Source organism: Actinomadura sp. NPDC023710, assembly GCF_040639875.1.
Classification (GTDB): domain Bacteria; phylum Actinomycetota; class Actinomycetes; order Streptosporangiales; family Streptosporangiaceae; genus Spirillospora; species Spirillospora citrea.
On sequence record NZ_JBFAGB010000010.1, the window covers coordinates 161,787 to 173,926 of the forward strand.

The 12,140-nt window shown below is 70.8% G+C and carries 4 protein-coding genes; 1 reads left to right on the forward strand and 3 read right to left on the reverse strand.

From position 1 onward, the window contains the following. Positions 1-59 precede the first annotated feature (59 nt). The gene (locus AB0H37_RS14190) at positions 60-2,138 is read left to right on the forward strand and encodes a DUF262 domain-containing protein (protein WP_360612889.1); all 2,079 of its coding nucleotides are present in this window, start codon (positions 60-62) and stop codon (positions 2,136-2,138) included. On the opposite strand, the gene AB0H37_RS14195 is transcribed toward AB0H37_RS14190, so the two are convergent. The 3 genes from AB0H37_RS14195 to AB0H37_RS14205 all read right to left on the reverse strand — a co-directional run bounded on the left by AB0H37_RS14195 (position 2,123) and on the right by AB0H37_RS14205 (position 11,889). Further along, on the reverse strand, positions 2,123-2,926 hold the full coding sequence (locus tag AB0H37_RS14195) for an abortive infection family protein (RefSeq protein ID WP_360612891.1): 804 nt from the start codon (positions 2,924-2,926) through the stop codon (positions 2,123-2,125). The two genes, AB0H37_RS14190 and AB0H37_RS14195, sit on opposite strands and share 16 nt — an antisense overlap. A 120-nt stretch (positions 2,927-3,046) precedes the next feature. Continuing rightward, positions 3,047-5,284 (reverse strand): UvrD-helicase domain-containing protein, encoded by a 2,238-nt coding sequence (locus tag AB0H37_RS14200; protein ID WP_360612893.1) that lies wholly within the window; start codon positions 5,282-5,284, stop codon positions 3,047-3,049. Continuing rightward, positions 5,281-11,889, reverse strand: a complete 6,609-nt coding sequence (locus AB0H37_RS14205) for a DEAD/DEAH box helicase (RefSeq protein WP_360612895.1) — start codon at positions 11,887-11,889, stop codon at positions 5,281-5,283. The genes AB0H37_RS14200 and AB0H37_RS14205 overlap by 4 nt, the downstream gene beginning before the upstream one ends. Positions 11,890-12,140 lie beyond the last annotated feature (251 nt).

Consider the following 12,140-nt stretch of genomic DNA (forward strand, 5'->3'; position numbering starts at 1 on the left):
GGGCGGAATAGGATCGCAGCGTTCAGAGACCCGAGCGCGTGTAGGTGATCGTGACTTCGATGCTGTTCCGGACCACTGACTACTCGGTCGCGCATCTCGTCGAGGCCGTCGATCGCGGAGACGTCGCCCTTCCCGACATCCAGCGGCCGTTCGTGTGGAAGACGACGAAGGTGCGATCGCTCTTCGATTCGATGTACAAAGGCTTTCCGGTGGGGTTCCTGTTGTTCTGGGAGACCGACGCGGAGCCCGGTGCGCGGCGGATCGGAAGCGGGGACGCGGTACCACGGAACCTCATCGTGGACGGGCAGCAGCGGCTCACCTCCCTGTACGCGGTCATGAAGGGCCTCGACGTCGTCCGCGAGAACTACGACAAGACCCGGATCCGCATCGCGTTTCGGCCCGCGGACGGCAGGTTCGAGGTCACGGACGCGGCCATCGAGAAGGATCCTGAGTTCATCCCCGACATCAGCGTGCTGTGGGCAGGTGGGGGCTTTCACGGTGTCGTCCGGGCGTTCACCGAGAGGCTGGCAAGCCGCCGGGAGGTTTCCCAGGAGGAGCAAGACCGGCTGACCGAGGCGCTGGACCGGTGCCGGGATCTGAGCAACTACTCCTTCAAGGTGATGGAGCTCTCGCGGTCCATCGACGAGGAGCAGGTTGCCGAGATCTTCGTCCGGATCAACAGTGAGGGCGTGACACTCAACCAGGCAGACTTCATCCTCACCCTGATGAGCGTCTTCTGGGAAAAGGGCCGGCGGGATCTCGAAGACTTCTGCCGCGGGGCCAGGCAGCCCACTGTCGACGGGGGAACGGCGTTCAACTGGTATCTCCGGCCACAGCCCGACCAACTGCTCCGTGTCAGCGTGGCGCTGGCGTTCAGACGGGCCGTCCTGAAGCAGGTCTACCAGCTGCTTCGTGGCAAGGGCGGGCAAGGCTTGCCCCGGGACGAGCAGTTCGCGCTTCTCGCTGAGGCGCAGTCACACGTGCTCGATCTCGGCAACTGGCACAAGTTCTTGCAGTGTCTGGAGCGGGCGGGCTTCCGCGGCGCGAAGATGGTCACGAGCGACAACGCGGTGCTGTTCACCTATGCGATATGGCTGTTCGGACGCACCCGTTTCGCGGTGCCTGACCGGCGGCTGCACGCGGTGATCGCCCGCTGGTTCTTCATGGCGCACATGACGGGACGCTATTCGGGAACCTTCGAGACTCAGGCCGAACGCGACTTCGCGATGTTCGTCGATCTCGGTGACGATGATGCGGACGGTTTCTGCGCCGTCCTCGACCGGGTCATCGACTCCACCCTGACCAATGACTTCTGGGGCATCAGGCTGCCCAACGAGCTGGCCACCTCTGCCTCAAGGTCACCAAGCCTTTCCGCCTATCTGGCGGCCCTCAATATTCACGACGCTCCGCTACTCCTTTCGCGTACGAGCGTGCGCACCGTCCTCGACCCCGCCACGACCAGCAGAGACGGCATGCGGCGAAGCCATCTGTTCCCAAGGACGCATCTTCGGGACAAATTTCAGGTCACGACGCAGTTGAGTAACCGGATTGCCAACATGACGCTCGTGGAATGGACAGGGGCCTCCTCAGCGGACGACCCGGCCGTCTACTGGCCGCTGGAGGTCCGGGCGTCCGGCGTTACCGAGGACGACCTTCGCAGACACCGGTATCTGCACGCCCTGCCAGAGGGCTGGGAAGAGATGGGATACCACGACTACCTGCGGGCACGGCAGGAGGGGATGGCCGCCGTCATCCGGGACGCGTTCGGACTTCTCAGCGATCCCGACTACTCGCCCGACTATCCGGCTCCCGACGGGCAGGGTGTGATCCCCGGTCGCCGCGTCTACCACGGTGTCTCTGTCTCCGACCTCGTCGAGCGCGGATTCCTGGAGGTCGGCGCGACACTCGTCGACCGTCGTCCAGAGGACGAAGCGGCGACCGCGGTGGTCACGTCGGAGGGACATATCGAGATCGAAGGCGAGACATATGACACGCCCACCGCCGCGTCATCCGCAGTGGGCGGGAGAGGCAATGGGTGGGACTTCTGGCACACTCCGGTCGATGGTGTGCTGCGGTCTCTGACGAGCGTGCGAGCGGAGTACATGCGGCATACGGGGCAGGGTCAGTCCGCGGACTGAGCCGGCATGTCGGCGAGGGCGTCCAGCAGGTAGGCGCACCAGGCGATGGCGGCGCGGACGGCCAGGCGGCTGTCACGGTCGTCCACGCCCGTGACGGCTGTGACGCCGCCGTGCCCGTCGCCCGCCTCGTTCCGCAACCTGTTTACGCTGCACGCGAGGGCTTTCAGACTGTCCATCATCTCCAGGACGTGTCGGGGTTTGGTCGTCGACCAAGCGCCCACGCTCTGCATCGCCTTCTCGACCAGGTCGGGCACCCTCGGGCTTCGACCGACCGAGACCCCCGCGCGCACCAGAATGATCTTGGCGGTGGACTCGATCAGCCGCTTGGCCGCTCCGATGTCCTGGCTGGGGTCGGCGTCGAGGTTCTTCTCCAGCCGGGCGAGTTCCGCGCGTATCGCCGACGCGTCCGCGAGTTCCCGTCCAGCGGCGTCTGAGAGCGCGCGGATGGCTGCCATAGGGTCGCCTGCCTTGTTGAGGTGATACCCGTCGGCGGCGAGGCAGTCGCGCAGCCGGATGAGGCGCGCCTGTTTGGCGTTCGGTGCGTTCTCGTAGATCTGAGCGAGCCTGGCTGCGGCCGCCAGGACCGAGTTCGCGGTCAAACGGTCCGTCAGGTCGAGCGTTTTCAGAGTCCTGACCAGGCGCTGCCGGACGTTCGGGACGATCACTCGCCCCTGGTCACGGACCGGAGGCAGCTCCTCCAACGTGATTCCGGTATCGGCGAGGACCCGCGCCACATCGGAAGCCGAGCGGGCGAGGTCGGCGATCGCGCCGACCGACGCATCGCTCAAAAGCCTTGGTCCAGTCATTCCTTACCTTTCGAGAGACCACCCGGCGGGGCGTACGACGGTGCTGGTTTCGAGGGGCCGCGGCAAGGACGGCAACGGCGAGGCGCGGCCGGAATGGGGGGGTCACGTCCGAGGGTCGCTCAGGAACGGGCTGGGCGTACCGTGCCAGGTGATGTGGAGGGTGTCGCGGGCGCGAGTGGCGGCGACGAAGAGCAGGGCGCGGGCGCGCTGGAGTTCGCGGCGGTAGCGGGCCGGGTCGGAGTGCTCCCACCTACGCAGGTAGGGCTGCGGGACGAGGTCACCGGAGACGCCTGCGATGATCATGTGCTGGTACTCCAGGCCCTTGAAGCGGTGCATCGTGCCGACGTGTACCACGTCGTCGAGGCGCGGGCCGTCGGGGCCGATGGAGGTGGCGGGGATGCCCGCGCGGGCGAGGCGGGCCTCCACTTCGGCGACCATGGCACGTTCGGGAACGCAGACCGCGATGGACGGCGCCGGTCCGTCGATCAGCTCGCTGATCTGGGAGGCGATGTGGTCGAGTTCGTCCTGCCAGGAGGCGGAGCCGTGCAGGACGGGCGCGGCGCCGCGCAGGACGGAGCGGTAGCCGGTGATCTCCTCGGTCTCTCCGTCGAGGTCGTCCCAGGGCTCCTCGCCGAGAAGGCGGACAGCGGAGCCGAGGATCTCGTGGGTGGTGCGGTAGCTGAGGGTGAGGCGGGTCGAGCGGCGGCCGCGGATGTTGATGCCGAGGACGCTCAACGACACGTGGTTGTCGTAGAGGCGCTGGTGGACATCGCCGACGAGGAAGATGTCGTCGGGGCCCTCGGGGACCATGGCTCGCAGCATCCTCCAGTGCGCGGCGGCGAGGTCCTGCGCCTCGTCCACGACGATGTGCTGGAAGCGAGGGCGCACGCGGGCGACGGAGGCGTCCTCGCGGTGGATGTTGAGGCCGTTCTCCTGGTGCCTCCTGATCCGTTCGGCGCGTTCCTGTTCGAGGCGCGCGGCCTGCTCGGCGACCTGACGGTAGGTCCAGAGGTTCTTCTCGTCGAGGCGGAGCCGGAACTTCTCGACGAGGCGCCAGATCTCGGCGCGCTGGGCGCGGCTGATGCTGCGGCCGCGGCCGGGACGGCGGGTGCGGAAGTAGTCGGCACGGGAGTGGCCCGCCATGCCGAGGATGACGTGGGTCCATTCGGCGTGCAGGAATTCGGGGTCCCCGTCGGTATCACCGAGGTCGGCGAGCATGGCGCGCCACTCCTGGATGGCCTTGGCATCGTCGATCCAGCGGCGCTTGCCGCCGGGTTCGGCGCGGGCGACGACGTCGGCGGCGAGCTTGTCGATGTTGACGATCTCGACGCGGGAGACGGTCTCGGGGCCGCCGAGTTCGAGGAGGCGTTTGCGCAGGTCGGCCGCGAGGTTCTTGGTGAAGGTGGTGAGAAGGACGGGCTTGTCGTCGCCGGGCGGGAGCCGGTCGACCAGGTGCTTCACGCGGTGAAGCGCGACGATGGTCTTGCCGGTTCCCGGGCCGCCGCTGACGCGGGCCGAGCCCTTGTTCGCGCGTTCGACGATCTTGCGCTGGCCGGGGTGCAGGAAGACCTTCCAGCGGCCGAAGTCGTCCTCCAGGACGGCCTGCAGGTCGGTGTCGGAGGTGGTGACGCGGGTGGCGGGCCGGGTGAGCGCGGTCGCGTAGTCCTCGGTGTCGACGGTCTCGGCCGCCTGGACGGGCGCGGTGACCAGGTCGAGGACCTCGTCGAAGGTCTTGCCGAAGTACAGCTCCAGCAGGACTTCCTCGGTGAGGGCGGGGGCCAGCTCGGTGAGGCCGAGCAGCTGTGCCTCGGTGGTGATGGTCCTGATCAGGGGCAGCAGGACGGCGGCGACGCCGAGTTGGAGGAGTTGCTCGTCGGTGAGGTCGGCGAACAGGGGGCGGGCCAGCGCGGGTGCCGGCCCGGGTCGCTCCGGCTTCTCGACGACCGGGCCGGACGGCGCGGGGCCTGCCGCGCGGGGTGTGGAGACGCTCTGCTCGACGCTGACGAGGTCGACGAACTCGATCGCGCCCGTGACATCGTTGATCTTGTACTGGTAGCGGTCGAGGTTGTCGTAAACGTCCTTGCGGTGCCGGACGGCGACGAGGATGTAGTCGCGGTCGCCGGTGTGCAGGAGCAGGGCCCGGTACTCGGCGCTGACACGAGCGGAGTACAGGCGGGTGTGGCCCTGGAGCTGCTTGAGGCGCAGCCCGCGCGCGTCGGGGTTCTTGCGGAAGTCGTGCTGGAACTCGTAGATGGCGCCCTTGACGACGCGGGGCAGTTTCTGGATCTCCTTGTCGGCCTTGTCGAGCAGCCGCAGCGTTGCCTCGCCCTGAGTCGTCATGGGTTCCCCGCCTTGATCCGTTCCGCCAGTTCGTCCACGTCCCACCAGGTCGCGGCCCGCGTCTCCCAGCCCCCCCGCGCGTAGGCGCGGTAGCGGCCGGTGGCCTCGTCGTCGTTGCCCGCCAGGACGACGGCGACCTTGGCGTCCGGCCAAGCCAGTTCCGCCTGCCATGCCTGCTGGCCCAGTTCGTAGCCGACCTCGGGGACGGGGACCCCGCGCGCCATCAGGCCGCGGGCCAGCTCCCCCAGACCCCGCTCATCGGGGTCGAGGAGGTCGAGCACCTCGGCCCAGGCGGGGTCAGGCGCCGGCGTCGCGTCCGGGCTCTGCGCCGGGACCGTCGTGGCCGCGGTGCGCTCGACGGGCGGCGGTGTGGACGCGCCGGCGGAGTGCCGCATGTCCGGCGGGACGGCGTCCGGTTCGGGCCTCGCGTCGTGGGCGCTGCCGGGCGGCAGGTCGTCGGGGCCGAGCGGGAACAGGCTGAGAGTGGAGTGGAGCCCGTCGCCTCCTGTGACGGCGAGCGCGGACGGGTCGAAGCCGTCGAGGGCGGTGTAGGCGAGCTGCACCCCGTCGCCCGCGCCGTAGGAGAGGAACTGGAGGAGGTTGGACCAGTACAGCCAGGCGCGCCAACGGCGGCGGTGGGCGTCCTCGTCGGCTTCGATGACGGAGGTCCGGTCGTCGATGACAGTGAGCGCCGTCCAGGCACGGGTACGGCCATTCGCGACGACGGTCAGCGGGCAGCCGCTCGCGTCCCGAGTCCGGACGAGGTTCAGGTCGCCGCGCGGCGGGGTGGGCAGGTCGTCGCCGCGCACCGCGGCGGCCAGGACGTCGCCGATCCCTTCGGCGGCCGCCTGGCGGTGTTCGGCGCCGGGCATCACGAGGCCGGTCACCGCCGCCTCGGCCCGGCGCCTCCAGCGTTCGCCGTCGGGGTCGGACAGGAACGCCAGCAGCGTCTGGATCGGGTTGGCCCAGATCAGGTCGGCCAGCTCGGCGGGGTCGCCGCCGCCGCGCAGGTAGCCTTCACGGGCTCTCGCCTGCGCGTTGCCCTGGTAGGGGATCCAGGCGGGCGCTTCGGGGAACCGGCAGTCCTCCCAGTGCGCGACGTCGTCCCAGGTGATCTGAAAGACGGTGCGGCCGTGGGCGCGCAACCGCTCGCGTTTGGCGGCGTCGCCGGCGAGGCGGTTGGCGTGCGGAGCGGCGTGGTAGTTGTAGCCGTCGAGATAGACGGCGACTTCGAGGGGCGCGCCGTCGAGGCGTTTGAAGTAGACGTCGGGTCGGGTGCCCTTGATGGTGTTCTGCAGGATGACCTGCCAGTGCACGACCTCGTCTCCGGCGGCGATGCGCAGGTGGGCGGTGCGGCGGTCGTTCAGGCGGGGGCCGGGGCTGATGGCGCGGCCGGCGCCGGGGCGGCCCGCCCATCGCAGGAGCGCGTCCAGGAACCGGGCCTCCAGCTCGCTTTCGACCTGGTTGACGAGGGAGATCTCGTCGGTGCTGGCGACGGACGCGGTCTCCCACTCTTCCAGCAGGTCGCCCAGCATCGTGACGGCCAGGCCGCGGTCGGCCTTGTCGAACTCCTCGCCGCGGACGTGGGACAGAAGGCACCGGTGGCAGGCGGCCTTGCCCTCCTCGTTGGCGCACGGGCAGTGGAAGACGACCTCGTAGGCCTGCTCCAGCACATCGCGGAACCCCGCCTCAGTGGACATGCGGTGCAGGTAGCCGGTGCCGCCGGGCAGGGTGTCGTGCAGGACGAGGAAGCGTCGGCGGTGCCCGCTGTGGTGCAGGTGGTCGGGCATGGTCGCGGTGACGATCCGCAGGTGGGCGGGGTCGCCGCCGTAGCGGCGGGCGATCCCGGCCATCAGCGCGGCCTCGAAGGTGACGGTCCGCTCGGGGATCATCGTGGTGGCGATGGGGACGAGGATCCGCAGCGCCTCGGTGCGCAGTTCGTGCGCGAGGATCAGCGGCTCGTGCTCGACGTCGCCGCCGCGCCGCTGCGGGCACCAGGGCCGGTGGTGGCCGCGGGAGGCGTCGTAGCCGGACGAGGTGCCACCGAGCCGCCCGTCGCCGTCGGGCGGGCCGTCGGCGGTGGCGCCGCCGCAGGTCCGGCAGACGTGGAAGGGGTTGATGCGGCGAAGGTCCCCGGCGAACGGGTCGCCCGCGGGGCGTTCCATGCGCAGCGACCCGAGGTTGAAGCGGCGGATCACGGCGCGGCGGGTGAAGTCGACGCCGAACACCTGCCGGGCGTGCCGCCAGGCGCCGGGGGCGATCTCCTCGCGGGGGATGTCGACGGCGACGGCGGTCTCGTAGAAGCGGCGCTGCCGCTCGTCGTGGTCGTCGCGGATGCGGGCGTCCTCGCGCAGGTCGTGGGCGGTGACGCGGGTGGGGACGAGGACGGTGTGCAGGCCGCTGCTGTCGCCGATGCGCTCGTTGCCGCAGCGCGGGCAGGGGCTGTGGTCCTCGCGGGCCGCGGTGGTGCGGACGTAGCCGCATTCCTGGCAGACGCGCCACTGCCCGTAGGCGGGGCGCTGCTGGGTGCCGATGTCGAGGCCGGTGACCTCGTGGCGGTAGCCGCGGATGTAGAAGTGGTTGCCGGGGGCCAGTTCGGTGAGGGCCAGGGACGCGGACCGCTCGTACTCGCGCAGTTCACCGTGGAAGCGCCGGTCGCCGCGCGCCCGGTCGGTGCGCTGCCGATCGGCCGGGGCGGGGACCTCGCCCGTGTCGTCGCCGACGCGCTCCTCCCAGGTGATGGTGGCTTCGAGGGCGGTGGCGGAGTCGATGAGGGAGTAGTTCGGCAGCAGCCCGAGTTCGACGAGGGCGCCGTGCGCGGCGGCGCGGCCGATCTCTCCGATGCGGGCCTGGACGGCGCGGCGCTCGGCGCGCAGCTCGTTGCGGCGGTCGCGCTGCTCCCGGTCGGAGTCGATCATCTCGGCGATCGCGGCGTCGATGACCTCCAGCCGGGCTCGCAGGTCGGCGAGCCGCTCGTCCCAGGTACGGGCGGCGGCGTCGATGCTCTCTTTGAGCCCGGTGGCGGCGAAGTCGCGCAGCCGCTGGGCGGCGTCTTCGGTGACGCCGGTCTCGGGGTCACCCTGGGCGAACAGGGCGAGGAAGCCGCCGGCCAGGTTGCCACCCCGGGTGAGGACGGCGTCCTGGAAGGCGCTCAGCCAACCGGAGTCGCCGAACAGCGCGGACGCGACCCGCGGCATCGGCGGCAGTCCCTCGAAGCGGCCGCGGGCGGCGAGGTCGGCGAGGTGCGCGACGTACTGGCGTTGGAGGATCTCGACGGCGGACAGGTGGCAGCCGGGCGGGACGATGTCGCCCGCGATCATGCCGGTGGGATCGGTCAGGTAGTACCTGTCGCGCGGGTTGCGCCCGATGAGCGTGAGCAGGAAGGCGTTGCCGGTCCTGCGTCCGGCCCGTCCCGCCCGCTGGACGTAGTTGGCGGGGGAACGCGGCAGCGACGCCAGGACGACGGCGGACAGGTCGCCGATGTCGATGCCGAGTTCCAGCGTCGGCGTGCACGCCAGGACGTTGGGGTCGCTGTAGCGGGTGCCGTCGCGGAACTGCCGCTCGACGGTCTCGCGCTGCTCGCGGGTGAGGGCGCCGGTGTGCTCGGCGGTGATGACGCTGAAGGGGCGGGCGCTGCGGTAGAGGCCGCGGTAGTAGTCGTGCTCGTAGCGGTCGCCGCGGCGGGTGTCGGTGTCGAGCCGCCCGGTGCACCGGTAGCGCGGGCAGGGGGCCTCGACCCATTCGCGCAGACTGTCGGGGTGGACGGTCTGCTGCCCGTTGCAGACAGGGCAGTACACTCCGGCGTCCTCGACCTGGTCGTCTTCGAGCCTCCATACCTGGACGTGGCCGGGCAGCAGCCCGTACACCGGGGTGGCGCCGTCACCGGCGGTGCGCCGCGCGATCACGTCCTCACCGGTGAGGACGTCCAGCAGCCGGGACAGGTAGTGGCCGGACGCGCCGGGCTCGATGCCGAGGCAGCGGGCGGTCCAGTCCTGGAACCAGGACTGCCGCCCGGTGATCCCGTCGAACTCGCTGCGGTTCTTCGGCGCGCCCAGCACGAACCGCGGCGCGGACAGCCCGCGTGGGAACGCCGGCATCCCATCCGGGCGCTTGCCCCAGATGGTCATGTACCGCTTGGTGCCGGCGCCGTCGATCCACGCGTCCAGCCAGTGGTGCTTGACGGCGCCGCGCATGCGCATGCGTTCCAGCAGCCCCCGCACGTACGCGACGTAGGTGTCGTGGCCGGGCAGGCCGGTCAGCGCGGCGGGTCCGGCGAGTTGGAGGTCGCGGGCCAGTCCGGCGATCCGGTCGATGTCGCGGACGGCGACCTCGGCGGCGGCGGTCCGGGTGAGTTCCAGGGTGCGGCCCTGCCGGGAGCGCAGGCCGAACTCCATGACGGACGCGAACGCGAGCCGCTCTCCGATCAGCGTCCAGGTGCGCGCGGACCCTTCGGTCTCACCCGCGAGCAGGGCGTCCACGTCGTCGCGGTCGTGCAGGTCGGGCGGCACCACCGAGGGGAGGTGGCGCGGGTCGCTGGCCTCCTTGACCGTCTCGGAGATCAACTCGTGCAGTGGCTTGGGCCCGTCAGCACCGTCGAGCTGGGACGCCAGCAGGAGCCGCAGCGAGAAGCCGTACGACCGGTTGGCGACGAACCCGGCCCGGTGCGCGGCGTCCTGCACGGAGTCGTTGAACAGGAGTGTCTTGCGTTCCCGCTGTTCGAGCTGGCCGCCGGTGAACAGCTCCGTCACCGCGACGGACGCCAGCGCCGCCAGCCCGGAGCCGAGGAACCGCGTCCCCTGCTCCATGCCGCAGGCGGGACACCGGTCGTTCTCGGCGTCGCGGTTGCTCTCCTTGGAGTGGCTGACGTCGGCGAGGACGAACACGTCCCGGAAGTCGCTCCTGGTGGAGTTCTCCAGGTCCTTGCCGGGGTCGAGCGGCCGGACGTGCCGGCCGTTCGCCGCCAGGACCAGGACGTTCGGGCCGCCCTGCCCCCCCGCCGCCCGCGCCTCGACCTCGCGCCGCGTCGCGGTCATGAGCGGTCGGACGAGGCGTTTCTCCGAGATGCCAGACCGGTAGATCCGGACGGCGTCGCTGACCAGGTCGTGTGGGTCGCGCTCCGGTGAGATCGCCGCCCATCCTGACCGCCCGCAGTGGCGGCAGTACACGGCGGGCAGGGCCTCGCGGCCACCGCCAGTGAGGGTGGTCTCCGCGTCCATGGGGGGCGGGGCCTCCCCGTACCAGGCGAACCCGGGCCGGGGGGCGACCGCGCGCAGCAGCCGCGTCACCGACCGGACCCACAGGTGCGTTTCGACGTGGAGGAAGGGGCGGTCCGCGTCGTCCGGGTCGCGGGCCTCGGACAGCAGGGCGACAAACCGCGCGAGGGCGGTCGCGGCGTGCTTGGGCGAGAGGCGGATCGCGTTGCCCCAGCTGTAGGCGCCCTTGCGCGGGAGGAGTTCGAGGATCTCCCCGAGGGTGTGCGGCTTTCCGTCCAGCACTTCGAGGACGGCGCTGGTGAGGATGTGCCGCCGCAGCACCGCGCCGAGCTCCTGCGGGGTGAGCGCGTCCCGCCCGGTCACGGCCTGCATGATCTGCGCCATCGCGCCGCCGTCCTCGTGCGGGTCGGCGAGGAGCGCGAGTTCCTGCGGGTCGGGGAGGGGGAGCGTGTAGTCGATCCCGTCCTGCTCGATGAACTCGTCGGTGCTCTGCCGGTCTTCCCCGATCACCGAGTCGGGGCCGAAGGGCGTCCCGAACACCGTCTCGGCGACGCGCCGGATCGCGGCCCCGTCGCCGCCCTCCCCCAGCGTCGCGCTCGTCGCGACCGGGCAGATGCCCCCGAGCGGCCTGCCCGGCTCGCTGTGCCCGAGCGCCGCCGCCAGCCGACGGAGCAGCATCGCCACGTCGGTGCCCTGCGCGCCGTCGTAGGTGTGGAACTCGTCCACGACCACATAGGCGAGGTCGGCGTCCTCCCAGAGGGGGAGGTCTTCGGCGCGCTGGAGCAGGAGGTCGAGCATCTTGTAGTTGGTGATGAGGATGTCGGGGCGCGACCGCCGGATCTCCGCTCGCTGCGTCATCACGCGGGCGTAGCCGGTCTCGGGCGTGTCACCGATGTAGAGGGCCGCCGTGACGTCGCCCAGGCCGGGCTGCCGCAGGTAGTCGTTGAGGCGCTGGGCCTGGTCGGTGGCGAGGGCGTTCATCGGGTAGAGCAGGACTGCCTTCACCCCGGCCTCGCCCCTCGCCCGCCGCCTGCGGCAGTGGTCGAGCACGGGGATCAGGAAGGACTCGGTCTTGCCGGAGCCGGTCCCCGTCGTGATGAGCGTCGGCCGCGCCTCTTGGCCGTGGGTGGTGAGGCGCCGGAACGCGGCGGCCTGATGGCGGTAGGGGACGAACCCGGGTGGCGCCCACTGGAGCAGCTCCCGCCACCCGTCGGGCTCGACACGGAACGGGGTGCGGATGCGCAGGTAGGGGCCGCGGAAGATGCCCTGCTCGGGATGGTTGAGGAACCGCTCCAGCCCCTCGCGCACCTGCTCGTCGGCCAGCGCGAACGTCGTCGTGAGGTACTGCGTCAGATTCCGCCGAACCTCGTCGGCGGCCAGCGTCGGCCGCACCGATCCCGCTCCCCTCGTCGTGGTCCCGGCAGCTTATCGGCGGGCGGCGACGGGGCGATCACTGATCGGAACGGTCCTTTGACCGCCATCGGTCACCACCAGGCCGGGTCGAATGCGGGGCGGGCAGGTCGACGACCGCCAGCCCTTCCGGGGCGCCGAACTTCCTGATCACGACGGCTCTCATCCTGGCTCCTCGGGACGGTACGTGGCGGGGCCACGGCCGCGGCGGCCGTGGATGGCGAACCGGCCCC

Excerpts from the sequence above, each read along its gene's own strand:
- AB0H37_RS14190 (WP_360612889.1), top strand. The coding sequence starts at position 60 with ATGCTGTTCCGGACCACTGACTACTCGGTCGCGCATCTCGTCGAGGCC.
- AB0H37_RS14200 (WP_360612893.1), bottom strand. The coding sequence starts at position 5,284 with ATGACGACTCAGGGCGAGGCAACGCTGCGGCTGCTCGACAAGGCCGAC.